23 protein-coding genes and 1 pseudogene are annotated in these 24,648 nt (G+C 58.3%); 13 read left to right on the top strand and 11 right to left on the bottom strand.

From position 1 onward, the window contains the following. The 3 genes and pseudogenes from CJF39_RS19145 to CJF39_RS23565 form a co-directional block, all read left to right on the top strand. Nucleotides 1-357 (top strand): integrase core domain-containing protein (locus CJF39_RS19145; protein WP_249275353.1); only part of this gene is annotated, 357 nt, incomplete at its 5' end. Nucleotides 358-373: 16 nt separating this feature from the next. Beyond that, nucleotides 374-1,315, top strand: a pseudogene (gene ltrA, locus CJF39_RS19140) (group II intron reverse transcriptase/maturase); the annotation flags it as partial. 156 nt (nt 1,316-1,471) lie between these two features. Continuing rightward, the gene (locus CJF39_RS23565; RefSeq protein ID WP_349290213.1) at nt 1,472-1,747 is read left to right on the top strand and encodes an HNH endonuclease signature motif containing protein; all 276 of its coding nucleotides are present in this window, start codon (nt 1,472-1,474) and stop codon (nt 1,745-1,747) included. A 251-nt stretch (nt 1,748-1,998) separates the two neighbouring features. Here CJF39_RS23565 and CJF39_RS19135 read toward each other — a convergent pair whose 3' ends face one another. Next, entirely contained in the window at nt 1,999-3,948 is a 1,950-nt protein-coding gene (locus CJF39_RS19135) for an LTA synthase family protein (protein ID WP_094994851.1), read from the bottom strand. Between the two features lie 203 nt (nt 3,949-4,151). Here CJF39_RS19135 and colR point away from each other — a divergent pair, with 203 nt between their 5' ends. From colR to CJF39_RS19110, 5 genes are all read left to right on the top strand, one after another. Further along, nucleotides 4,152-4,835: a two-component system response regulator ColR gene (gene colR, locus CJF39_RS19130; protein ID WP_048362807.1), complete on the top strand. Its 684-nt coding sequence runs from the start codon at nt 4,152-4,154 to the stop codon at nt 4,833-4,835. Continuing rightward, the gene (locus CJF39_RS19125; RefSeq protein WP_094994850.1) at nt 4,825-6,102 is read left to right on the top strand and encodes a sensor histidine kinase; all 1,278 of its coding nucleotides are present in this window, start codon (nt 4,825-4,827) and stop codon (nt 6,100-6,102) included. Before colR ends, CJF39_RS19125 begins: the two co-directional genes overlap by 11 nt. Before the next feature lie 203 nt (nt 6,103-6,305). Then, nucleotides 6,306-6,986 (top strand): class I SAM-dependent methyltransferase, encoded by a 681-nt coding sequence (locus CJF39_RS19120; protein ID WP_094994849.1) that lies wholly within the window; start codon nt 6,306-6,308, stop codon nt 6,984-6,986. A 3-nt stretch (nt 6,987-6,989) separates the two neighbouring features. Next, a complete protein-coding gene (locus CJF39_RS19115) occupies nt 6,990-7,703 on the top strand; it encodes a lipopolysaccharide kinase InaA family protein (protein WP_094994848.1) in 714 nt (237 codons plus the stop codon). Beyond that, on the top strand, nt 7,703-7,930 hold the full coding sequence (locus CJF39_RS19110; protein WP_094994847.1) for a hypothetical protein: 228 nt from the start codon (nt 7,703-7,705) through the stop codon (nt 7,928-7,930). The genes CJF39_RS19115 and CJF39_RS19110 overlap by 1 nt, the downstream gene beginning before the upstream one ends. An 82-nt stretch (nt 7,931-8,012) precedes the next feature. On the opposite strand, the gene CJF39_RS19105 is transcribed toward CJF39_RS19110, so the two are convergent. From CJF39_RS19105 to CJF39_RS19075, 7 genes are all read right to left on the bottom strand, one after another. Further along, entirely contained in the window at nt 8,013-9,110 is a 1,098-nt protein-coding gene (locus tag CJF39_RS19105) for a DUF1513 domain-containing protein (RefSeq protein WP_094994846.1), read from the bottom strand. 14 nt (nt 9,111-9,124) lie between these two features. Next, nucleotides 9,125-10,189 (bottom strand): imelysin family protein, encoded by a 1,065-nt coding sequence (locus CJF39_RS19100; RefSeq protein WP_094994845.1) that lies wholly within the window; start codon nt 10,187-10,189, stop codon nt 9,125-9,127. A 26-nt stretch (nt 10,190-10,215) separates the two neighbouring features. After that, nucleotides 10,216-11,637 (bottom strand): di-heme oxidoredictase family protein, encoded by a 1,422-nt coding sequence (locus CJF39_RS19095; protein ID WP_094994844.1) that lies wholly within the window; start codon nt 11,635-11,637, stop codon nt 10,216-10,218. 210 nt (nt 11,638-11,847) lie between these two features. Then, the gene (locus tag CJF39_RS19090; RefSeq protein ID WP_094994843.1) at nt 11,848-13,194 is read right to left on the bottom strand and encodes an imelysin family protein; all 1,347 of its coding nucleotides are present in this window, start codon (nt 13,192-13,194) and stop codon (nt 11,848-11,850) included. A gap of 161 nt (nt 13,195-13,355) precedes the next feature. Further along, complete coding sequence (locus CJF39_RS19085) at nt 13,356-15,407, bottom strand: putative bifunctional diguanylate cyclase/phosphodiesterase (RefSeq protein WP_094994842.1); 2,052 nt, start codon at nt 15,405-15,407, stop codon at nt 13,356-13,358. 264 nt (nt 15,408-15,671) lie between these two features. Continuing rightward, on the bottom strand, nt 15,672-16,268 hold the full coding sequence (locus CJF39_RS19080) for a superoxide dismutase (RefSeq protein WP_094994841.1): 597 nt from the start codon (nt 16,266-16,268) through the stop codon (nt 15,672-15,674). Between the two features lie 217 nt (nt 16,269-16,485). Continuing rightward, entirely contained in the window at nt 16,486-17,088 is a 603-nt protein-coding gene (locus CJF39_RS19075; protein ID WP_094994840.1) for a LysE/ArgO family amino acid transporter, read from the bottom strand. A gap of 110 nt (nt 17,089-17,198) precedes the next feature. Here CJF39_RS19075 and CJF39_RS19070 point away from each other — a divergent pair, with 110 nt between their 5' ends. The 3 genes from CJF39_RS19070 (at nt 17,199) to CJF39_RS19060 (ending at nt 20,106) form a co-directional block, all read left to right on the top strand. Then, nucleotides 17,199-18,092, top strand: a complete 894-nt coding sequence (locus CJF39_RS19070; protein ID WP_094994839.1) for a LysR family transcriptional regulator ArgP — start codon at nt 17,199-17,201, stop codon at nt 18,090-18,092. A gap of 52 nt (nt 18,093-18,144) precedes the next feature. Continuing rightward, on the top strand, nt 18,145-19,143 hold the full coding sequence (locus tag CJF39_RS19065; RefSeq protein ID WP_094994838.1) for an NAD-dependent epimerase/dehydratase family protein: 999 nt from the start codon (nt 18,145-18,147) through the stop codon (nt 19,141-19,143). A gap of 111 nt (nt 19,144-19,254) precedes the next feature. Beyond that, nucleotides 19,255-20,106, top strand: a complete 852-nt coding sequence (locus CJF39_RS19060) for an ATPase (RefSeq protein WP_094994837.1) — start codon at nt 19,255-19,257, stop codon at nt 20,104-20,106. A 17-nt stretch (nt 20,107-20,123) separates the two neighbouring features. Here the strand turns inward: CJF39_RS19060 and CJF39_RS19055 are convergent, their stop codons facing one another. The 3 genes from CJF39_RS19055 to CJF39_RS19050 all read right to left on the bottom strand — a co-directional run bounded on the left by CJF39_RS19055 (nt 20,124) and on the right by CJF39_RS19050 (nt 22,977). Next, entirely contained in the window at nt 20,124-21,641 is a 1,518-nt protein-coding gene (locus CJF39_RS19055) for an MDR family MFS transporter (protein WP_094994836.1), read from the bottom strand. Between the two features lie 135 nt (nt 21,642-21,776). Next, nucleotides 21,777-21,953 carry a hypothetical protein gene (locus CJF39_RS23085; RefSeq protein ID WP_156425770.1) on the bottom strand — a complete coding sequence of 59 codons (177 nt, stop codon included), beginning with the start codon at nt 21,951-21,953 and terminating at the stop codon, nt 21,777-21,779. Nucleotides 21,954-22,071: 118 nt separating this feature from the next. Next, nucleotides 22,072-22,977, bottom strand: coding sequence for a LysR family transcriptional regulator (locus CJF39_RS19050; protein WP_094994835.1), 906 nt, complete (start codon nt 22,975-22,977; stop codon nt 22,072-22,074). A 113-nt stretch (nt 22,978-23,090) separates the two neighbouring features. On the opposite strand from CJF39_RS19050, the gene CJF39_RS19045 reads away from it, so the two are divergent. Both CJF39_RS19045 and CJF39_RS19040 read left to right on the top strand, forming a co-directional pair. Continuing rightward, a complete protein-coding gene (locus CJF39_RS19045; protein ID WP_094994834.1) occupies nt 23,091-23,975 on the top strand; it encodes an MBL fold metallo-hydrolase in 885 nt (294 codons plus the stop codon). Between the two features lie 43 nt (nt 23,976-24,018). Further along, nucleotides 24,019-24,633, top strand: coding sequence for an NAD(P)-dependent oxidoreductase (locus CJF39_RS19040; protein ID WP_094994833.1), 615 nt, complete (start codon nt 24,019-24,021; stop codon nt 24,631-24,633). Nucleotides 24,634-24,648: the final 15 nt, after the last annotated feature.

Raw genomic sequence — 24,648 nt, 5'->3', positions numbered from 1 at the left:
TGCATCCATCCTGCGGATCGTCCCATAAACACCTCGATCAAGGTGTTGCGACGACCAGTTGAATCCGCCCAATATGGAAGTCGCCACTTCCGTCAGCGTCTGTGGCGGTACCGCATCAGCCAGAGCATGAGTCGCCGGGGCAATTGTTACGACAACTCACCGATGGAGCGAGTATTTCGCAGCTTGAAAACCGAGTGGATACCTTCAGTGGGTTATATGTCGGTTCAGCAGGCACAACGAGACATCAGTCATTATTTGATGCATCGCTACAACTGGATACGGCCTCATCAATTTAATGGCGGGCTAACGCCGGCTCAGGCCGAGAAAAAACTTAACGTCGTGTCCGGGATTAGTTGACCACTACAACAAGCCCCGGCCACTGCGGCGGATTTACATTCCCAAAGCAAATGGCCAGCGTAGACCGCTGGGGATTCCGACGATGCTGGATCGAGCGATGCAGGCGTTATACCTGCTGGCACTTGAACCGGTGTCTGAGACCACAGCCGACCGAAATTCCTATGGCTTTCGCCCTCACCGTTCCACGGCAGATGCAATCGAGCAATTGTTCGTCAATCTCGGTCGCAAGCATTCTGCGCAGTGGGTCATGGAGGGCGATATAAAGGGATGTTTCGACAACATCAGTCACGACTGGCTGATCACTAACGTCCCGATGGACAAAGTGGTTCTAAGGAAATGGCTGAAAGCGGGATATTTGGAATCCGGTCGATTGAATCCGACAGGGGCGGGAACTCCGCAAGGAGGGATCATCTCGCCCGTATTGGCCAACCTGGCCCTTGATGGACTGGAAAAGGAGTTCGAATCTCGGTTCGGGCAGCGTAATACCAAAGCCAGCTACAAGACCAAGGTCAACTATGTGCGATACGCAGATGATTTCGTCATCACCGGCATCTCGAAAGAGCTGCTGGAAAACGAGGTGAAGCCACTCGTCGAAGCCTTCATGGCCGAGCGGGGGTTGAGCCTTGCGGTGGAGAAAACGTTGTTCACGCATGTATCGGATGGGTTCGATTTCCTCGGTCAGAATATTCGCAAGTACGGTGACAAGCTGCTGATAAAGCCAGCCCACAAGAACGTGAAAGCATTTCTGGCCAAGGTTAAGGCGTTGGTTGAAGCGAACAAAGCGGCACCGGCCAGCCTGTTGATCAAGCAGCTCAATCCAGTTATTCGGGGTTGGGCCAATTATCATCGGCCGATTGTCGCCAAGCAGACCTTCAACTACGTGGATTACAGGATCTGGAAATTGCTATGGCGATGGTGCAGGCGGCGACATCTGAATCGCTGCAAACGTTGGATCAAGGAAAAATACTTCAAGCGCGTGGGAACACGTAGTTGGGTATTCTCCGGGCTACACCCCAGCGGCAAACTGCTCCACTTGTTGTACGCCAGCGATACGCCGATCAAGCGGCACACCAAGATCAAGGCGGAGGCTAACCCATACGCCCCAGAGGACGAGATGTACTTCGAGCAACGGCTGGAATATGCGTGGCGAAGCTCGGACGAGGGGAAGCGGAAGACGCTGACGCTGTGGCTTGGCCAGAGCAAGCGCTGCCCGATGTGCAAGCAGTTGATTACGTTCGAAAGCGGGTGGAACATTCACCATGTTATCGAGCGGCACAAGGGCGGATGCGACGAGCTGGGCAATCTGGTGTTGTTGCATCCCAACTGTCATCGACAGTTACACAGTGCGGCACCGGCTCTTTCAACTGAGAAAGGGCTTACAAAGGCTTGAGCTGTATGCGGGGAAACTCGCACGTACAGTTCTTAGGGGAGGGACGGTCAGTAATGGCCGTTTCTTACCCGACAGCCAGCCTTACCCCGATACGCAAAAGCCCCGCCTGAGTAATCAGGCGGGGCTTTTTATTGCCTCGCGTTTGGGCATGTGGCACACCACGTTGGCCAAGCGGGTGAGTGGCAAACGATGTCGTGCCACTCAAGCCCACCGCTGCGGTCCTTCACCAAGACCGCAGTTATCCGTCGAGTTCAGCGTTTCGTGATCTGCTCAGGCACTGCCTGCACGGGTTTCCAGCTCAATAACTGCTGTTTGTAGCCATAACTGGCAGTTTGGTAGTAGGTGATCGCCCGCTCAATTAACGCATCGGTTGCCGGAGCGCGGGATTCAATACTGTCGGTCAGCGCCTGATCGTGGCGACGCAGGCCCTGACGCGGGCTCAGAATGGCCAGATCTTTGCCATCGAATAAACCTAAATGCTGGTAGTTGCCCACCACCACCCGTGGCGGCAGCGGGTTGTCTTGCAGCAAGTTGCGGCCAAAAAAGGTGGACTGATAGTCCAGGTTCAACAGGCCCAGCAACGTCGGAGCCAAGTCAATCTGGCTGGCCAATTGTGCGCTTTCCCGTGCCTGAATCAGCTTTGGGGCATAGATGAACAAGGGAATCTGGTAATTGCTGATTGGCAGATCTTCTTTACCTGCGCTGCCGGCAGTGTGATCGGCCACAAAGACAAAGATCGTGTTGTCGAACCATGGTTTCTTCCGAGCATCGTTCAGGAATTGGCCGATAGCGTAGTCGGTGTATTTCACCGCACCGTCACGGCCATTGCCTGACTTGATATCGATGCGGTTGTCAGGGTAGGTGTAGGGACGATGGTTTGACGTCGTCATCAATTGCAGCAAGAACGGCTTGTTCTTGGCGAAGTCGGCGTCTGCCAGTTTCAGGGTTTCACGGTACAGATCTTCATCGGCCATGCCCCAAGCGTTTTTGAAGTGAATGTCAGCTTCGTTCACGCTGCTTTGGTCCACCACGCGGTAGCCGTTACCGCTGAAAAACGCGTTCATGTTGTCAAAGTAACCACGGCCGCCATACACAAACACACTGTCATAACCGACGGCGTTGAGTTGCTGGCCCAGGCTGGCGAAGCCGCTTTCCCGTCCTATGCGCTTGACGATGGAACGTCCTGGGGTAGGGGGAATGGCCAAGGTAATGGCTTCCAGGCCGCGATCGGTGCGGGTGCCGGTGGCGTAAAAGTTATTGAAGTACAAGCTCTCTTTGCGCAATTGATCAAGGTTCGGCGTGAGATTGCGATCATCACCGTTGCTGCCCAGGTATTTGGCACTCAAGCTTTCAATGGTCACCAGCACGATATTGGGCTGGATGGGCGAACCGGGGTTGTCGATAGTGCGGCGGATATCCAACGGGTCCTGGCCCACGAAAGTTGCGTTGGGCTCCGTCAACTCGGCGCGTATCTGTTTGGCCACGACCTCGGTAGGCAGGCTGGCATAGAACTGCTGGTAATCGAGTTCGTTGTTGCGAAATGCCGCGAAGAATTGATACGGCCCGTTGCTCGCCAGTTCATGCTGGTAAGCATTGCCACCTTGGCCGCGGGGGCTGTCCTGATTGAGCAGTTGCAGGCTCAGCCCTGCGATTAACAACAAACCGGCCAGGCTAACCGTGCGATCGCGTAAAGCAGGTAATGGCGCATTCATGGCTGCCTTGAAGGGCTTGCGCAGGGCAACGCTCAGGGCGATGGCCACGGCTGCGATGGTGCTGAGCAGGGCGCTAATCGGGTAGGACTCCAGCACGTTATTAAGCACTTCGTCCGAATAAACCAGATAGTCGACGGCGATGAAATTGAAGCGCACGCCGAACTCATCCCAGAACAACCACTCCGCCACGGCGGTGAACAGCATGGCGAATAAACTGACACTCAACAGCCCTTGCAGGAACCAGCGATGTCCGCGTCGGCGCCACAGCGCAGGCGGGCAGAGCAACAGGTAAAGGCCCAGCGGCAACGCGGCATAAGCTAAAAAGCCCAGGTCGTAGAGCAGTCCGATGCCGAATACGGGCAGCCAGTGATTGCCCGCCTCACCCACGTGAGTGGCCAGTAAAACGCCACGAGTGATGAGAAAGGTCGCCAGCCAACAGCCAGTCAACAGAAAGAGATAGCGCATTGGCGCAGTGTGCAGCAGACGCATGGTCGGTTTTCCTTAAACCCGTGGGGTGCGCAAGTCTGCTCAGAGGGCTGTCGGCCACTTGTGAACCGTAAGTGAAAAAAATGTTAAGGGCGTCAGCCGTCAAACTAAATCCTTCGAACGCCTTGTGGCGCTAGCCCTGCGGCGTTGTTCGCACTAAGCTGCGCGGGCCAAGACGGCCGTAACTGCGTACGGAGATAGTGCCCATGCGAATTCTATTGGTTGAAGACAACCGCGATATCCTCGCCAATCTGGCCGATTATCTGGGCCTTAAGGGCTATACCGTCGATTGTGCGCAAGACGGCTTGTCGGGGTTGCACCTGGCGGCCACCGAGCATTACGACCTGATCGTGCTCGACATCATGTTGCCCGGTATCGACGGCTACACTTTGTGCAAACGCCTACGTGAAGATGCCCGTCGTGATACGCCGGTGATCATGCTTACCGCGCGCGATCAACTGGACGACCGTTTGCAAGGTTTCAAGTCGGGAGCCGACGATTACCTGCTCAAGCCGTTCGCACTGTCTGAGCTGGCGGCCCGCATTGAAGCGGTGCTGCGCCGTGCGCAGGGCGGAGGGCGCCGCGAGTTGCAAGTAGCGGATTTGAAATACGACCTCGACACCCTGGAAGTCACCCGTGACGGGCGTTTGCTTAAGCTCAACCCTGTGGGCCTGAAGTTGTTGGCCGTGCTGATGCAGAAAAGCCCCCATGTGTTGCGCCGTGAAGTGCTGGAAGAAGCGTTGTGGGGCGATGATTGCCCGGACAGCGACAGCTTGCGCAGCCATGTTCATCAATTGCGCCAAGTGATCGACAAACCGTTCGACAAGCCGCTGCTGCAAACCGTGCATGGCGTGGGCTACCGCCTCGCCGAGGCGCGCGATGGAGTTTAAGCAAAGCCTCGCCCAGCGAATCATCATTGCTTTTGCGCTGATGAGCGCGCTGGTGGCGGGTACCTTCGCCATGGGCATCGTGGCCACTGTGCATTTGGTGGAAGAGAAGCTCATCTCGGCCGGCCTTGGCGGCGACTTGCAGCGCCTGTTGCTGATGGACAACGTCGCGGACTGGAACCACCGCCCCGAACCCGATCAGCTGTTTTATTACAGTGGCGGTCGCGGCGACTTTGCCTTGCCCAAGGACTTGCGCCATCTGGAACCCGGCTTCCACGAGGTATTCCGCGATCAGCTGTCGTATCACGCCATGGTGGAAGTGGTGGACAGTCGTCGCTACGTGTTGCTGCAAGACCAGAGTGACTTTGAAGAGCGCGAACGGGTGCTGTTTGCCGTGGTGCTGGTGGGCTTTGTGCTGGCACTGGCGCTGGCAGTGTTTCTGGGGTGGGTGCTGGCTCGGCGGGTGATGGCTCCCGTGGTGAGGCTGGCGCGGCAGGTGCGTCATCGCGACCAGCTCCTTGGGCTGGCGCCGCCGCTGGCGCCCGATTACGCGGCTGACGAAGTGGGTGAGCTGGCCGTGGCCTTTGACGCCACGTTGGGCCGACTGCGTGCCACCCTGACGCGTGAGCGGTTGTTTACCAGTGACGTCAGCCATGAGTTGCGTACGCCATTGATGGTGCTGGCCAGTTCCTGCGAGCTGTTGCTCGAAAGTCCGGGCCTGGATCAGCGCAGCCGCTCGCAGGTTGAGCGAATTTCCCGTGCCTGTGAAGAAATGCGTGAACTGGTGCAAACCTTCCTGATGCTGGCGCGTGCGCAGCATGAGGACGCCAGCATGTCGCCAAAGGTCAACCTCTCGACGGTGGCTGAAGGCTTGATCAGTCTGTGGCGCGGGCCAATCGAAGCCAAAGGGCTGGAATTGATCTATCAGCCGGGCGAACCACTCGATACGCTCTACAACGCGACTTTTCTGCATGCGGTGATGGGCAACCTACTGCGCAATGCCTTGCACTACACCGACACGGGTTTCATTCGCCTCACCCTGGAACCCGCCGGGTTTGTGGTGGAAGACAGTGGCGTAGGCATCCCGGAAGAGAAACGTCAGGCGATGTTCCAGCCTTTCGTGCGCGGCAGTGAAAAACGCGGAGAAGGGCTCGGCCTGGGGCTATCCCTGGTGCAGCGAATCTGTGACAGCCAGGGCTGGCGCGTGACGCTGACGACCATGGAGCCCAATGGATGCCGCTTCCGCGTAGAACTTAATCCTTCAGACTAATCCTTCTTTTACGACAGCCTGCGCCCGGCAGGTTGTCGTAAAACGAGCGTTTTTAGTCGTGAAGTGGCCCTGCGCCACCATTTCTAGCCTGTAAAACCTCGCAAACATTGCCGGGTTTACACCACATTTTTTTCACTCGTTGATGACCTGAAGCTCACAGCTGCCTGATTAAGGTGATGGCTACACGCTTCAGGAGAGCCATCATGAGCCCCGCGATCAAACTCAAGTTTTCTGAAAAGTACGACCAGCAGCACGCCTCGGATTATCTGTTAAAGCACCAGAACGGTTTGGCACGCCGCTTGTCCCATGCCCGGGATGAGCAACTGGCTCGCCATGCGCTGGCGTTGGCCGGTGAGCCTGCTGTGGTGCTGGATTTGCCGTGCGGTGCGGGGCGTTTCTGGCCGCTGCTGGCACAAAGACATAATCGCGAAATCATTGGCGCGGACAATTCGGCGTCTATGCTTGATGTGGCTTCAAATGCGCAGCCCGCCTCGGTGGTAAAACGGGTACGCCGTTTGCAGACCTCTGCTTTTGATATCGACCTGCCAGATAACGCAGTCGACAGCATTTTTTGCATGCGCCTGCTCCACCATATCGGTGACGCAAGTCACCGGATGGCTCTATTGCGGGAGTTTCATCGTGTCAGCCGCGACAGTGTGATTATTTCCCTGTGGGTCGATGGCAATTTCAAGGCGTGGAAACGTAAGCGCCTTGAGCATCGGCGCGGCGCTTCAACTGTGCAGGAGGGTTACCAAAATCGGTTTGTGTTACCCGTTGTTACGGTTGAGCAAGAGTTTAAAAAGGCTGGTTTCACCATTCAGAAACATCTGGATTTTATTCCGCTGTACGCGATGTGGCGGGTTTACGTACTACGCAAGAGATAACTCATGACTGTTGATTTTGTACAGCAACCCCCGATGTCCACTGAAGATTGTTTTGAACATTACTGGCGCCAGGAAGGTGAATGGGTTGAAGAGCCCAACCAGCGGCGGGGCGGGGAAAGTGGCGTACAAAGGATTTATGAAGGCGGCAAGTTGCTCTATGCCAAGCGTCAAGTGGGTCATATTTACCGCAGCTGGCGGTACCCGCAGGGACGGCCGACAGTGCTGCGAGAACGTGATGCATTGCTCGGGCTGCGCGAACTTAATGTAAACGTGCCCGAGTTGGTGTTTTGCGGCGCGAAACAGGCGGGCGACAAACAATGGCGTGCCTTGTTGGTCACGGCGTCATTGGACGGCTATATCGAAATTGAAAAATGGTACGCCGCGGGCGGTCGTGAACGGTTCGGTGAAGCCGTACATGAGCGTGTACTGGAAGCAGTCGCACAGAACCTTGCGCGTATGCACCTGGGGCGCTGGCAGCATGGCTGTCTGTATATCAAACACGTTTTTGTGCGGGTCACTGGCACCGCCCAGGCTGCACAGGTAGATGTCGCTCTGCTTGATCTGGAGAAATGCAGGCAACGTCTGACACCTTATAAAGCTGCCTCACACGATCTGAAACAGTTACGACGCCATTCGTCGTGGAGCGATACCGACTGGCGCAAACTCATCTACTTTTACGAAACGGTGTTTGGCAGCGCCATCAAAGGGTTACGGTGATGAAGCGAGAAATTGCACGAGGTTTGTTTTTGCTGGCGGCACTGGCCATTGCGTCAGTGGCGCTGGCCGCCTGGGAGCAGCCCAGGCCACAGGTATTGAGCGCTACCCTCAGTGGCAATCATTGCCCGTTGCCGAGGGTGGCCAAGGTTCAAAACGTGGCCACGCCCGATCATGACCTGCTGTTGTTCATGTTTGGTATGTCCCAGGGTTTACGTCCACAGGGTTGAAAACATGTCAGAGGGCTTGATAGCAGTCGCCGGACCGGCCTTCGGCGACGCTCTCTCCGACAGTTGCTACACCGGGCCTGCGTTACATCACGTGCAGGTGGTTGTCCCAAAGCCCCGCCGGTAGATCCAGCGGTTTGGCAGTCAATTGGGGTTGTCGGCAATCATAGAACCGGCACCGTCCTTGCCCCGAGGTCACTACAAACCCGTCCTTCACAGCCGCTACACCCGCGCAATCTGCTAACGGTGCATCCAGCCGCACCGCGCCACTGTCCAGATCCCAGACAAAGAATCTATTGCCCCTCGGCGCCGTCAATGCCACCAGCCGCAGATCACTGTGCACCGCCACGCTGGCCGTGTAATGGCCCATCGCGCGTAGCTGTTGCTCAGCCACAGGGAAAGGCTCAAATGGCTGGCCCGGGCGCTTGATTGCCAGTAACTCCGACAACTCGTGGGCATCACCCATGAACTGCTGGCAGGCCACCACGGTGCCATCGCTGGCAATACCCAAGTGCCGCACACTGTTCATCTGCTGGCTCAAAGTCTCTTTGCTTAGGAGGGTGCCGTCGCGGTGCATCAGCACCAGGCTGGGTTCCATGGCGTTGAGGTTCATTTCGACACGGCTTTCGGCTTCGGTACGAATTCCGCCGTTGGCCACTACCAGGGTTTCGCCGTCAGGCATCCACGACACTTGATGCGGGCCGACGCCATGGGTCGGGATCTCGCCGCTGTGAATCAGGCGGTCGCCTGCAAAGCGGTAAACCCCCAGCAACCCGCGGCCCGGATCGGTTGTGTCGTTTTCAGTGGCGTAGAGCCATTCACCGTCCTTGTGAATCACGGCGTGGCCATAAAAGTGGCGGTTGGGCAGCGACGTGACGGTTTGCAGCAGTGCCCCGGCCTTGAGGCTGATCAGGTAGCTTTCGGTGCCGGGCCGACGGGCGACGAACAGCGCAATGGGTAACGTCGGGTGGTTGATGATGTCGTGACAGCGTTGCTTGACCTGGGTATTGAACACCTGCGTGCCGTCGAGCGTGTAGCCGACAGCGAAGTGATTGCCGTCCACATCGTCCCGGGCGCTGAGCAACAGCGGGCTTTGGCCTTTCTGTTTGAACAGCGACCAACCGCCCAGCGTGACGGCGCTGAGCAGTAACCCGCCAAGTTTCAGAGCTTGCCTGCGCATCATCGAACCTTCCTTCATTAATCGCCGTCGTTGGCGTTAAAGCCCAATTGGATGCCCAGTGCTTTGGCCAGCTCACCTTCATGCAAGCGGTGAACCACGTTCAAGCTGTCGTAGATCGCATCCAGTTGAGCGCGACCGGCGTCGTCAGCGAGCAGCTCATTGAGCGACCGGGTGTTGTCATTGAACAGTTTGAGCGAGGCCGCATAGGCGGCGTCGATCTTGTCAGCCAGCGGCTTTTGATCGGCAGGCAGCAGGCCGCGCAGGCCCTTGTTATCGACACCGACCCACACCGTCTGCGCCGCAGCGAGGCTGGCGGCCAGGCTCTTGAGCGACGACTCGCTGCGCCATGCGTCTGCCTGGAAGGGCTGCGGGATGCCTTTGCTCTGACGGCCCATCGGGGTGCCGAGTTTTTTCTTCAAGGTGTCGAGTGCCGTGACCTGAACCCGCAACAGGTCAGCGATGGCCTCGTGGGAGTCGGCATAGCGCTGGTTCGGGAACTTGCTCATTTGCGCCAGCATGCCGTCGGTGCTGTTCCAGCTCGCGAGAATCTCTTCGGCCAGTTGCTTCTGACGTTCGCCAATGGCGGTCAACAGGGGGCAGTAACGGGCTTTGGTGGTCTCGTCTGCGAGGTCGATCTTGCTGTCGAACAGGATGTACTCATAGGCGGACAACCCTTGCACCACAACGCTCGACTTGGCCAGCGCAGCCGCATCGATCTGCGGCTGGGCGATCACCAACTGCTCGACCTGACGGCCAACCAGGTTCTTTTTATCGGGCCAGAACTGCACTTGCCACGAGCGGTTGCCTTCAGCCAGCGGCCCGATCAGCAAGGGTTGCAGTTCGGCCCAGGCTTTCTGAGCGTGCAGGAAGTCGGCACGCGCGGTGTCCAGGCTTTCCTTGCCTTGGCAATAAGCCAGAGCACTGACGGCCAGTTGACGGTCAGCGTCTACCCAACGGCTATACGTGGGCAGGATCACCTGTTTGGCGATCGCAGCCGAGGTGACAGCCTGCGGGTCTTGGGGCGCACACGCACCCAAGGCAAGGGCGGCAAGGCTGGTGAACAACAACTTGGGTCGAAACATGTCGGGGTCCCCGATCGTGTAGGCGTTTAAAGAGAATTCAGGAACGCCAGCAACGCAGCGCGCTGCTCGGCATTGAACTGTAAAACCTGCTGGCGCGCCGGTTCGGCCTCGCCGCCATGCCACAGCACGGCCTCGAGCAGATTGCGGGCACGACCGTCATGCAAAAACTGTGTATGGCCACTGACTTTTTGCGTCAAACCAATCCCCCACAGGGGCGGTGTGCGCCACTCGCGACCACTGGCTGTGAACTCGGTCCGGTGGTCGGCCAGGCCTTCGCCCATGTCGTGAAGCAGCAGGTCGCTGTAGGGGTGAATGACCTGATTGGCCAGTTCAGGCTCGGCGGCGTCGTGTGCGGTGGTGAATGTTGGGGTATGGCACGCCACACAGCCAGCTTTGTAGAACAGGTTCTTCCCGGCCAGCACCTGGGGCGCACCGACATCGCGCCGCGCAGGCACGGCGAGGTTGCGGGTATAGAACTCGACCAGACGCAGTATGTTGTCGCTGACTTCGGGCTCGCCATCCGGGCCGTTGCCGTTGGGCGCTTCAAGGCATGCCGTTTGCGACCGGGTGCAATCATCGAAGGGTCTCAACGAGGTGGTGAGCCCCATATCACCAGAAAAGGCGTGAACATTTTGTTGATTGAGGTTCGGTTGGCCGGCTTTCCAGCCGAATCGGCCCAACACCGTTTTTTGTTGCGCGTCATCCCAGACCCAATTGGGACGCCCGGACACTCCGCCCGCCGTGTCGTCTTTGACATTGGCCAGGATCGCCGCTTCGGGAATGGCCTCGAGCAGTCCGAGGCCGATCATGGGCGGGGCAATCCGTGCAGAAAAGCGTGTGTCGGGGTGCATCGGGCCATAACCCAACTGGGTGATCTGCAGGGTGGACTTGCGCAGCTCGACGTGGGTGCCGTCCTTGAACCGGACGGGTACTGTCGTGTATTCGACCCGTACTTTGCCTTCCGGTACGACGCCCGGAACCGACATGTCTTGCAACTGGCCGCCGTAAGTGGGCTCGGGCACGATCCCGGCTTGCTCGATCATCGTGGCAAACGTCGGCTCATTCGGGATCGACAGGCGAACCAGCATCGACACTGAGTTTTTGGCGCCGGGAGCTGGCGGATGGCCGCGACCGTCCTTGATGTGGCAGTTTTGGCAGGCATTGGTGTTGAACAGCGGCCCAAGCCCGTCGCGCGCCGTGGTGGTAGACGGGGCGATTACCCACGGGCTGCGGAAGAAGCTGTTGCCGACACTGAAATCCAGACGCCGACTGGGCGCCAGATTGGCGGATGGCATGGAGAAGGCGTTGTGGTCGGTTTTGCGCACTGTCGTGGTCCCGCCGGAGCGGGCTTCGCCAGGCTCGGGTTTGGTAAAGCGCGGGGCATCATCACAACCGCCCAGGCTCAGGGCCACGAGCAGCAGTGACAGGCGAAGAGGCAACGAAGGCATCAGCGTCCAGTTCTACGAGCAAAATCGAGGGCGCAAAGTTTAGCAGGGAAGGAGAATTGAAATAAGAGGAATTAGCGTTTGGTTTGACGTGCGGCAGTCAATGCGTCTTCTAGCTGGAAAAGGGAGCGGCATAAAGCGTTTCAAGGGTCTGGCGGACAGTAAAAAGGCGACCCGAAGGTCGCCTTATGTCTTGCGCGCAAAGCCTTCGGATCAGAAGTCGTGATCGGCGTTGTCCGGGTTCAGGTCGCTGATGCCCAGTTTGCCTGCTGCCTGTTCGATGGCACCGGTCTGCTTGACCAGAGCGGCGATGGCATCACGCACCACCTGATTGCCGGACTCATTGCCTGCCGCGATCAACTGGTCGTAGTGCTCGCCCTTGGCAGCACGATCCACCATGACCTGAATTTTGGCTTCAGTGTCAGCCAGGTCTGATTTCAGTGTCGCGTCAGCCGCAGGGTCAACCACGACCACCAGTGACGACAGGCTTGGGCCGGTCATTTTAGTGCCGTCGGCGCGCACGTACTCACCCAAGTAGACGTTACGAATGCCTTTGGCATCGTAGAAGTGCGAGTTGTGGGTGTTGTCGCTGAAGCAGTCTTGCTCGTCTTCAGGGGAGTTGGCTTCCAGCGACACTTTCATGCGCTCGCCCGCCAATTCGCCCAACGACAGGCTGCCCATACCGAACAGCATCTTGCGCAAGCCGTTCTGTACTGGCTCGGCTTCCAGCGAGGCGCGGTAGTTGTCGGGCACGTTGGGTGCCCAGTTGCCGACCATTTCGTCCAGGTCGTTAACCAGCAGTTGGGTCACGGCTTTGAGGTAAGCGCGACGACGGTCGTTGTGGCCGCCGGTGGCGCCTTCGCCTTCGAGGTAGTCAGAGGCAGGACGGTTGCCAGCGCCAGGGCCGGTGCCGTTCAGGTCCTGGCCCCACAGCAGGAACTCAATGGCGTGGTAGCCGGTGGCCACGTTGGCTTCCGAGCCACCCAGTTCATTCAGGCTGGCCAATACTTCAGGGGTGATTTCGGTGACGTCGACCTTGTCTTCGCCAACCTGAATTTGGGTGTTGGCGATGATGTTGGCGTTGGCGCCCGGGTTGCCCAGTGCGTGTGCGTAGCTGGCGTCAACGTAGTCGATCAGGCCTTCGTCCAACGGCCAGGCGTTCACCTGACCTTCCCAGTCGTCAATGATGGTATTACCGAAACGGAAGACTTCACTCTGCAAGTACGGCACGCGCGATTCTACCCACGCGGCCTTGGCGGCTTTCAGGGTGTCGTCGTTAGGGTTGGCGAGGAAGGCATCAATGGCGGTTTGCAGTTTTTTTGCGGTGCTTTGAGCGTCGCTGTACACGGCGTGAACCATGTCGGCGTAATGGGCAACCACGGCCTTGGCCGCCGCTTCGTCGATTTTCACAGCGCTGATGTCAGCCGCAGGAGTTGCCTGAGTCGTCGCCGCGGCAGGGGCTGGGGCTGCTGTGTTTTTTTCTTGGTCTTTGTCGCCACAACCGGCGAGTGAAATAGCAATGGCCAGCAAACTGGCGGAGGCCAGAGGCAAACGAATCATGGCGAACATCCTGCTTCGAGAGGTGGGACACGTGTGCGAGTGCACAAAACAATGGCGACATGATGCGAAAGATTTGCATTTTGTGTAAAGGGTTAGCGTTGTAAATATTTCCTATTTACGTCTTTCTAACCCGGTTACACCGCGAATCCTGAAATATGGATTTACATAATGGCGGCATTGTTGCGCTGGCCCTGCTTCAGAAAAATGCTCAACTCCCGCGCTGGCAGAGGTTTGCTGTACAGGTAGCCCTGGCCCTCGTGACAGCCTTCGTTGATGACATACATTTCCTGCTCAACGGTTTCGACACCTTCGGCAATTACCTGCATGCCCAGGCTTCTGCCGAGCTGGATGATGGCCCGCACGATGGTGGCATCGTCGTCGTCGTCAATCAGGTCCTGCACGAAACTCTTGTCGATCTTGATTTTGTCCAGTGGCAAGCTTTTGAGGTAACTGAGCGATGAATACCCGGTACCGAAGTCATCAATGGCGATCAGGGCGCCGGAGCGACGCAGGCTGAGCAGGTGTTGCGCGGCCGTGCTGATGTCTTCCATCAGGTCGGTTTCAGTGACTTCCAGTTCAAGGCTGCGGGGTGGCAAACGATAGATTTGCAGCAGGTTGTTGACCATTCGCGGCAGGTCAGCGTGGTGCAGCTGCACGGTCGACAGATTGACCGCCATGCGCAGCTCGGTGAACCCCTGATCGTGCCATTCGCGCAATTGGCGATAGGCTTGATCCAGTACCCATTCACCAATAGCGATAATGCTGCCGTTTTGCTCGGCCAGCGGGATAAACAAATCCGGCGGCACCATGCCGTGAATGGGGTGCTGCCAGCGCAAGAGCGCTTCAACACCCACGACCTCATGGTCGCTGTAGCGGATCTGCGGCTGGTAAACCAGGTACAACTGGTTACTCTGCAAGGCGTCACGCAGGTCTTTTTCCAGCTCGCGTCGACGGCGCATCTCAGTGTCGACACTGGCGATGTAGAACTGATAGCGGCTGCGCGAACGCGACTTGGCCAGGGTCATGGTTTGTTCGGCTTTTTGCAGCAGTTTTTCGCTGGAGTCGCCGTCTTCAGGGAAGAGCGTGATACCGATGGTTGCCCTCAGCCGGATCGATTGCTCTGCCAGCAGGAACGGGGTTTCGAGGTCGTCGAGAATACTCTGCGCCAGCTCCGCGACCTGATAGGGCTGATCGATATCGGCCTGCACCAGGGCAAATTGGTCACCGCCAAGGCGGGCGAGCGCGCCCAGCCGACCGCTGTGTGCACGCAGCCGGTCAGCCACAGCCATCAGCAGTTGGTCGCCGGTTTGATACCCGTGTTGTTCGTTGATGCTTTTGAAGTCATCCAGCCCCACGCACAACACCGCCACCCGGCGTTGCAGGCGACCGGCATCGAACAGGATCTTGGCGAGCTGGGTTTGCAATTGCTGGCGATTGGGCAGCCCGGTGAGAAAGTCGTACTGCGACATGCGCAGCAACGTGTTTTCGGCTTCGTGGCGCAGGTGGGTATTGCGTTCTATCGACGTCAGTAACTGGTTGGCAGTGTTGATCCAGATGCCCAATTCGTTTTTCTCATGGCCTTTGAGCAACGGCAGCAAATGCTGGCTGGGGCGGTCCGGGTTGATGGTACTCAGGTGCTCGATCATGCGAGACAAGGGCTTGGTCAGCAGCCAGTGATAGATCAGGTACAGCACCAGCCCCATCAACAAGGCGCGTAGGACGCCCGAAATGAAAATAATGCCCGAATTGATCAGAAACCCGTCGCCATAGTTGGCGGTGTCGAGGGTGATGGTCAGGTCGCCGTAGTACTCGCTGTACTGCCCGCGACCCACCAGTGGTGTGACAAATGTGCGCTCCTTGTCCAGGAACACGTCCGTCAGCCAACGACTGGTTGCTTCTCGCAAGGGCCGGGTTTTCTCGGCCAGCGTGGTTTCTTTGGGGTGGCCGATGGAGGCCTGCCGTACCGCGTCGTCCTGAAACAAACCTTCGATGACCTGCATCGCCATCTCCCGGTCCAGGCTGTAGACGGCCTGGGTGGAGGGGTCGCGAAACATGTCGAGGATGCGCTCGGCGTCGTTGTTGATCGACTGCCGGGTCTTGTAGGCGTCGAACACAATTTGCGCGCAGCTCAATACCACCCCGACGATCAGTGCCGAGAGCAACACGATCCGGAGCAACTTGACTGACAAGCTGTTTTTGAGTTCCAGCTTCAAAGAGCGCTTCCTTGTTTCTGGCGGATGATATCAAGTAGCCATGACTGTGGGTAATCCCTCGCGGACACTCTTCGCCTTTAAAACGTTAATCGGTAACGCTGTGCACACTGTGTCGGTCTTGCCGGTGCGGAACTTGAGCACGGAGCGAAGATAATTTCTGTGGTGTGAGTCTAGCTGGCGTGCGCTTTGGGGCCAGCGACGTCGCAACTTTCGCGTGGCGAAAAAAAACCCGGCAATGCCGGGTTTTTTTGTCTGGCGACGTGGTTACGCAGTGAAGGTTTTGCCTTCGAACTGCTCGGCCACGAACCTCCAGTTAACGAGGTTCCAGAACGCTTCAACATACTTAGGACGTACGTTGCGGTAGTCGATGTAGTAAGCGTGTTCCCAAACGTCGCAGGTCAGCAGCGGGGTGTCGCCGCTGGTCAGCGGGTTGCCGGCGCCGATGGTGCTGGCCAGGGCCAGGGAACCGTCAGCTTTTTTCACCAGCCAGCCCCAGCCGGAACCGAAGGTGCCGATGGAGGTTTTGCTGAACTCTTCTTTGAACTTGTCGAACGAGCCAAACGAAGCGTTGATCGCGTCAGCCAGTGCGCCGGTTGGCTGGCCGCCACCGTTTGGCGTCATGCAGTTCCAGTAGAACGTGTGGTTCCACACTTGAGCTGCGTTGTTGAAGATGCCGCCCGAAGAGGTCTTGACGATCTCTTCCAGGGTTTTACCTTCGAATTCTGTACCTGGTACCAGGTTGTTCAGGTTCACGACGTAGGTGTTGTGGTGCTTGTCGTGGTGATATTCCAGGGTTTCTTTGGAGATGTGCGGCTGCAGGGCATCGTGTGCGTACGGCAGTGGCGGCAATTCGAAAGCCATGGTGATTCTCCTAATCAGGTCAGTTGCGATGAGCGCAAGGCCGATCACGGGCGGCCAAACACGCGCCGATGAGTTTTTACTCTTTGTGGCGCAGGGGCAGGATCATAGCACCGGGGTGGCGGCTTAACCACGCAACAACTGTGTGGAATAGAGGTTCCGGCGCGATTGATGAAAAAACTCGATGGTTCTTGCCCGGCCTTGTTTGCCGGGCATTTGATCACCCGACCACGATCAATTGCACGGCCACGGCGTACATCATTACCGCCACCAGCAGGTCGAGAAGACGCCAGGTTCCGGGACGTGCCAGCCACGGTGCCAGCCAGGCCGCGCCAAGGGCCAGGGTGAAAAACCACAACAACGAGGCACTGGCGGCGCCAATCACATAGGCACCGGGCACGCTTTGTTGTGCGCCAAGCGAGCCGATCAGCAGCACGGTGTCGAGGTACACGTGCGGGTTGAGCAATGTGACCGCCAAAGCACTGAGCATAACGGCTTTGAGCGAACGGGCGGTCTGGTTGGCCGAGTGTTCAAGGCTGGAACTCGAAAAAGCGCGACGCAATGCCTGGGTGCCGTACCACAATAGGAACACCGCGCCCCCCCAGCGGGCGACGCTGAGCAGCAGCGGGTTTTGCGCCAGAATCGTGGCCAGCCCAAACACCCCGGCGGCGACGAGCAGGGCGTCGCAGATCACACAGAAGGCGGCGACGGGCAAGTGGTGTTCACGGCGCAGGCTTTGCGCCAGTACAAATGCATTTTGAGTGCCGATGGCCATAATCAGGCCGAACGCGACCAGCAGGCCGTTGAGGTAGCTTTGCCACATAAGAATTACTCATCGAACTACAGCGGGAGAAGAGGTGTGCTGCTGGCTATTCTCGGGGTGTTAGCTGTATAAGAAAAACCAATATTGCTGATCGCTCATTAGGAAAACTGATGTTCGACTATAAATTACTCTCCGCCCTGGCAGCGGTGGTGGAGCAGGCGGGATTTGAACGGGCTGCACAGGTGTTGGGGCTGTCACAATCGGCCATCTCCCAGCGCATCAAACTGCTTGAGGCGCGTATTGGTCAGCCCGTACTAGTGCGTGCCACACCGCCCAGTCCGACTGAAATCGGCCGCCGTTTGCTTAACCATGTCCAGCAAGTGCGCTTGCTGGAGCGCGACCTGCAAAGCAGTGTGCCGGCGCTGGACGACGAAGGGCTGCCGGAGCGTCTACGCATCGCCTTGAATGCTGACAGCCTGGCGACCTGGTGGGCGCCGGCGGTGGGGGATTTTTGCGCGGAGCACCATCTGCTGCTGGATTTGGTGGTCGAGGATCAGACCGTGGGCCTCAAACGCATGCGCGCAGGTGAAGTGGCCGCCTGTTTGTGTGCCAGCGAACGGCCAGTGGCAGGGGCCCGAAGTGTGTTATTGGGGGCCATGCGTTACCGCGCGCTGGCCAGCCCTGCATTCATTGCCCGGCATTTTGTCGATGGCGTACGTGCCGCATTGCTGCCCAAGACCCCGGCCTTGGTGTTTGGCCCGGACGATTTCCTGCAACACCGTTATCTGGCTTTATTGGGCGTAGACGGCGGTTTCGAACACCACTTGTGCCCGTCCTCCGAAGGCTTTATCCGCCTGGCCGAAGCTGGGCTCGGGTGGGGATTGGTGCCTGAATTACAGGTGCGTGAACAACTTGAAAGCGGAACACTGGTAGAGCTTTTGCCAGATAAACCGATCGACGTGCCACTGTACTGGCATCATTGGCGTAATGGTGGACAACTGCTGGGGCAACTGACCGAACATTTATCGCGGTCGGCGTCACGCTGGTTAGTGCCTTTGGCCTGACACCAGGCGTTCAAACAGCAGGCAGCACGCATTAGAGCATTTGGAGCGATTCATGAAGATTCTGGTCACCGGCGCAAGCGGCTTCATTGGCGGACGCTTTGCGCGTTTTGCCCTGGAGCAGGGCTTTGACGTACGGGTCAGCGGGCGTCGTGCCGACGGTGTTGAACACCTGGTGCGGCGTGGGGCTGAATTTATCCCGGGTGATTTGACCGATGGCTTGCTGGTGCGTGACCTGTGCGTCGACATTGACGCCGTGGTGCACTGCGCGGGCGCCGTCAGTGCCTGGGGGCGCACGCAAGACTTGCAGCGTGACAATGTGCTGGTCACCGAAAACGTGGTCGAAGCCTGTTTGAAACAACGTGTGCGGCGGCTGGTGCACTTGTCTTCGGGGTCGCTGTATTTCGACGGTCGCTCGCATGTGGGCCTGACGGAAGAGCAGGTGCCCAAGCGCTTCAGTCATACCTATGCCGTGACCAAACACCTGGCCGAGCAAAAAGTCTTTGGCGCCCAGGAGTTCGGACTGGAAGTGATTGCCTTGCGCGCGCGCATGGTCACGGGTGCTGGCGACATGAGCCTGTTCCCGCGTTTGCTGCAACAGCAGCGCAAAGGGCGTCTGGCGATCATTGGCAACGGCCTGAACAAAGTGGATTTCACCAGCGTGCAAAATCTCAATGAAGCGTTGCTCAGCAGCCTGCTGGCCGCCGGATCTGCCTTGGGCAAGGCGTACAACATCAGTAATGGCGCGCCGATTCCCTTCTGGGACGTGGTCAATTACGTGATGCGGCAAATGAACGTGGCTCAGGTGACGCGGTATCGGGGCTACGCGGCGGCCTACAGCATGAGTGCGCTCAGTGAAGTCGCCTGTAAACTGTGGCCCGGCCAGCCCGAGCCAACGCGCACGCGCCTGCGCACCCAGGAAATGAACAAAGATTTCACCCTCGATATCAGCCGCGCCCGGCATTATCTGGACTACGACCCCAAAGTCTCGCTGTGGGCGGCACTCGATGAATTCTGTGGCTGGTGGAAGGCCCAGGAATCGCCTTACCGTTAACTACCCGTAATACCGATGAACCTGACGAAGGTTCAAGGACGATCAGGGCGTGAGTCTGAGGTTTATACTCGCGCCATTCAGCTTTCACTCAGGTTTTAAATAAGGTTTGCCATGCGTAACGATGCCCGCGACGACTTCGATGATGTCCCGACCCTGCGAGCCACGGTCGACGACCACGATCAACTGCCCCCAACCGCAGCCGCCCGTGAACGCACCACGGTGTATTCGCGCGACACGCCCGTGATCCAAGTCAAAGCCCCCACAACCGCCCCGCTATGGGCACTGCTCGGAGCCGTTCTGCTGGCGTTCGCCGGGCTGGCGTGGTGGAGCTTTCAGCAGTTGTCGATGATGGAGCAACAGCTGGTGGCGACTCAGGAGAGTTTTGCCCGCATCAGCGAAGAAGCCGCAGGCCGTCTGCAGGACATATCGGGCAAAGTGGTGGCCAGTGAGTCCACGATCAACAGCGGCAGCGAAGCCCTGAAATTGCAGATCAAGCAACTCGAAGACAAACTCCTTGAACAGCACCAGCAACAGCAAGGCGCGGTGGCCGGTCAGCAAGGGGAACTGGACAAACGCTTTGAACAGATCAATGCGGCCCTGTTGGCGCAGGTCTCGGCCCAGCAGGCGAGCAACACCCAGTTAAGTACCGAGGTGAAGGCACTGGGCACGGAACTGGCGACCCTTAAAGCCACCGTGGCCGAGCAGGGCAAGCTGGACGCGCAGCTCAAAAGCGTGAGCGCCGACGTGGCCACACTGAAAAAGCAGGGCAATCCGGCTGCTGCCATCCAGCGCCTGGAGCAGGATTTGCTAGTCCTTAAAAGTGAGTTGGAAACCCGCCCGGCCGCCGCCCCGGCTCAAGGCAGCACTGCCGAGTTTGACCTGTTCCGCGGGCAAGTGACGCGCAACATCAACACGTTGCAAAGCCAGATCCAGAACCTGCAAAAGCAAATCAGCGCTAAATAACGCAAGGGCTGCGGGTGCTACGTTGCTTTGTCTTCGCGCCCGCGCAGCACCTGATTGGGCATTGCCAGCGCCGCGCCCAGGCCCAGCAGCGAAAACGCGGCGCTGATGCTGAGCAGATGGCGAAAAGTGATTTGCAGCTCGGCACGCAGGTTGTCCAGCGCCGGGCCTTGCACCGCGTTCAGGCCATCGAGCAGCACATTCCCCGAACTGCCTTCCCCCAGTAGCGGGCGTCCCATGATCGGGGTGCTTAGCGAGTCATGCAGCAACGCCAGCAGCAGTGCTGACATCAAGGCCACTCCCACGGCGCCCCCCAGCGAACGAAACAGGTTGGTGGTACTGGTGGCCACGCCGATATCCTGTTGCGTCACGGAATTTTGCGCGCCCACCAATGAGGTAGGAAATTGCATGCCTGAAGCGATCCCGCTCAATAGCATGAACACCCCGCTCACGGTTTCTGCGCCCGGCGGGCTGTAAGCCATGCCCAAAATGGCGAACGGCATCAGCGCTGCGCCGCCGAGAATCATCGGTTTGTAATACCCGGTCACGGAGGTCATGCGCCCGGCAACATACGCGCCAATGGGCAAACCCATTGCCAGCGGCAACAAGTGCAGTGCCGCACTGTCTGCCCCGGCGCCGGTGATGCTTTGGTAACGCAACGGCATCAACACCACCAGCGAGATGGCCTGAAAGCTCGTGAAAAACACCGTGCACCAGCACAACACGGCAGTGCGATTGGCAAACAAATGCATCGGTAGCAACGGCTCGCGCGCACGGCGTTCGTGCCAGACAAACAACAGCAGGGCAAACACGGCCACGCCCAGCAACATCAGCACGTGGTCGCCGCGCCAGCTGTGCCCCTGACCGACAAACGTAATGCCCAGCAGCAGTGAGGTCAGGCCGACAATCATCAACACCGTGCCCAGGTAATCAATAATTGGCTTGCGCTGCCCAATGGGTAGGCCCACGAGGGTGCGATAGGCAATCCACCACGACACCAGCCCCAGCGGCAGGTTGATCCAAAACACCCAGCGCCACGACAGGTATTGCGTCATGAAGCCGCCCAGCACGGGCCCGGCGACACTGGCTAAGGCGTACATGCCGCTGAAGTAACCCTGATAACGGCCGCGTTCGCGCGGTGGCACGATGTCACCGATGATTGCCTGACTCACCGAGATCATGCCGCCCGCACCAATGCCCTGAATGATCCGCGCCAGTACCAGTTGCTCCATGTTCTGCGCCACTGCGCAAAACAACGACGCCAGGGTGAAGAGCCCCATGCCGAACAGCATCAGGCGGCGTCTGCCGTACAAGTCCCCGAGCTTGCCGTAAATCGGCACGGCCACGGTCATGGCCACCATATAGCCGGAAATCACCCACGCCAGTTGGCTGACATCCTTGAACTGGGCCGAGATGGCAGGCATGGACACGGCAACGATGGTTTGATCCAACGCGCCAAGGAAAATGGCCAGCATCAAGGCCACAAGGATGCTGCGAATGGCGGGTTTGGACGTGGCGGGTTGGTTGAGGCTGGTCATCAATACACCTGTGGGCGCAAAGGCACAGGCGCAGCGGCCTGTGGCGGAATGCCGCCCAGTGTACTGGATAGCTCGCTAACGAACAGGCGCAAAAAAAGGCGCAGTCGTCAGTTCATGAACGGCTGCACCGATTTTTTATCTCAACGCGCTGAATGCTGCATTCAACGAATTGCAATGCTCGCCCTGGCAACTGGCGGTAAATCGAGGGGAGAGGCGGGTTTGCTCAGCGCGGTAACAAGCACTGGCAAACAGTACAGCGGCAGCAAATACAACAAACGCGGTCATGCATCTGGTTTTTGTTTTCGTGGTCATGGCAGTCATCTCCTGATACCTAGACGTCACACTTTTCAGGCTAGTTCAGACCCTCGGACTTGCCACACCAGTTGTACGACTGCACCTGTAAGCCTTCATCCCTCAAACGGACTACTTCTTACAGTCCTTTGTCCCACGATGGCTCGGGGGTAAAGCGCGCCGCCAGAAAGTCCAGCATGCTGCGCAACGCGCTGGGCATGTGTTTGCGCGAGGCGTAGACCGCGTAAATAGTCATCACCCGGGGTTCGGCGTCGGGCAACAAGCGCACCAGATCCCCGCGAAGCACGTGCTCCCCGGCCTGATAGCTGGGCAGCAGTGAAACCCCCGCACCAGACAGTGTGGCGCTGAGCAAGGTGCTGGCTTCGTTGGCGCTGATGTTGCCTTGCACCGGCACCGACACCTCCTCGCCATCACAGGTGAAATGCCACAGGCTTTTGCCGAAATAGGTATGGGTCAGGCAATTGTGCTGGCTCAAGTCATCCACCTGTACGGGCGCCGGATGCTCGCGCAGATACGCGGGCGAAGCACACAGCAGCGAGCGACAAACGGTCAACTTGCGGGCAATCAGGCTGGGGTCCAGCTCCCTGCTGGTGCGAATGGCGAGGTCAATGCGCTCGTCCACCAGGTTTACCGTGCGGTCAAGCATTTGCAGGTCAATGGTCACGCCGGGGTTGAGGCGCACATAGTCGGTCACGGCGGCTGCCAGTTGCGCTTGCCCGAATGACGTACTGACGCTGATGCGCAACAGGCCCCGAGGCGCATCCCCGGCCGTGGTCACGGCGGCCTGCAAATCCTCGGACAGTGTCAGCATCTGTCGACAGCGCGGCAGCGTTTCATTACCGGCAGCAGTGAGGCTCAGTTTGCGCGTGGTGCGATGCAGCAGACGTGCGCCCACCCACGCTTCAAGCTCGGCCAAATAGCGCGACACCACCGGCCGCGACAGGTCCAGGTGATCAGCGGCGGCTGACTGACTGCCGAGGTCGACCACGGTGACAAACACGCGCATTGCATTAAGACGGTCCATGATCTGCCCGGTTTCTGAAACAAACTATGTCGCAGCATCGCATTTTTTAACGCTGATCGGGCTACTAAGCTGTGTTCATCGCCTATAACGGCCTCTTATTCAGGAAACAGCCCATGAATGGATTTTCAACCTTGCGTCGCCTGTTCCTTGGCGTCGTTGCGCTGGGCTTTGCTGCGCAAGCCGCTGCAGCGCCTGCACCCCTCACGCTGGACGTGTACAACCCGGGCGCCGCGGCGATTTTCCCGGTGTCGTCGGTGCTGGTGAGCGGCGACAAAGACGCCATTCTGATCGATGCGAAATTCGGCAAAGCTCAGGCGCAGCACGTGGTGGACAAGATCCGCGCCAGCGGCAAGCACCTGACCACCATCTACATCAGCCACGGCGACCCGGACTACTACTTCGGTCTGCAAACACTGACAGATGCCTTCCCCGACGCCACCGTGCTGGCCTCCGCCCCTACGGTGGAACACATCAACAAAACCAAGGATGCCAAACTGGCATTCTGGGGCCCGCAAATGGGCGTTGATGCCCCCGTAAAATTGATTGTGCCGCAGGTGCTCAACGGCAATAGCTTGCAACTGGAAGGCCGCGATCTGGAGGTGATCGGGCTGAACGGCAAGCAGCCGGACCGCAGCTTTGTGTGGATTCCGTCGCTCAAGGCCGTGGTGGGCGGGGTGGTAGTGGCTGACAACATTCACGTGTGGATGGCTGACACGCAAACGCCTCAGTCCCACAAACAGTGGTTGTCCACCCTCAAGCGCATCGACAGCCTGCAACCCGGCGTTGTGGTGCCTGGCCATTACCTGGGCGAGAACGATCGTTCGATCGATGCCGTGCACTTCACCCGCGATTACATCAAGGCGTTTGATGAAGAGACCCTCAAAGCCAAGGACTCGGCTGAACTGATCGCAGCAATGAAAAAGCGTTACCCGGATCTGGCTGAAGAGTCTTCGCTGGAACTGAGCGCCAAAGTGGCCAAAGGCGAAATGAAGTGGTGATTGAAGCCTTTAGTGAAATCTGTCCATTCCACAGGAGAACCTCATGAGCAAAATTGCAATTATCGGTGCCACCGGACGTGCAGGCAGCCAACTGCTGGAAGAAGCCCTGCGCCGTGGTCATAGCGTGATCGCCATTGCGCGTCACGCCTCAAAAATCGGCCACCGTGAAAACGTGGTCACCCTGGATGTGGATGTCAATGATGCCCATGCCCTGCAAGAAGCGGTTGCAGGCAGTGATGGGGTGTTAAGCGCCGCGCATTTTTCGACCTTGCCCGCTCAGGCCATCATCGAACCGGTGAAAAAGGCAGGCGTGAAGCGCTTGTTGTTTGTGGGGGGCGCGGGTTCGCTGTTACTGCCGGATAACACCCGGGTCATCGACAGCAAGGACTTCCCGGAGGCCTACAAGCCAGAGGCCAGTGCGGGGGGTGTGTATCTGGAAACCTTGCGCAAGGAACAGGACCTGGACTGGACCTTCCTGTCGCCATCGGCCGAATTTGTAGAGGGTCCGCGCACCGGAACATTCCGCTTGGGCAACGACCACCTGCTGATCGGCGATGACGGCAAAAGCTGGATTAGTTTCGCGGACTTCGCCATCGCCATGCTCGATGAAGTCGAGCATCCCGCCCATTCCCGTCAACGTTTCACCGTCGGCTATTGAAGCCGAGGGTACTGG

Source organism: Pseudomonas lundensis, assembly GCF_002269125.1.
Classification (GTDB): domain Bacteria; phylum Pseudomonadota; class Gammaproteobacteria; order Pseudomonadales; family Pseudomonadaceae; genus Aquipseudomonas; species Aquipseudomonas lundensis_A.
This window is presented reverse-complemented; position numbering and strand designations above follow the sequence as displayed.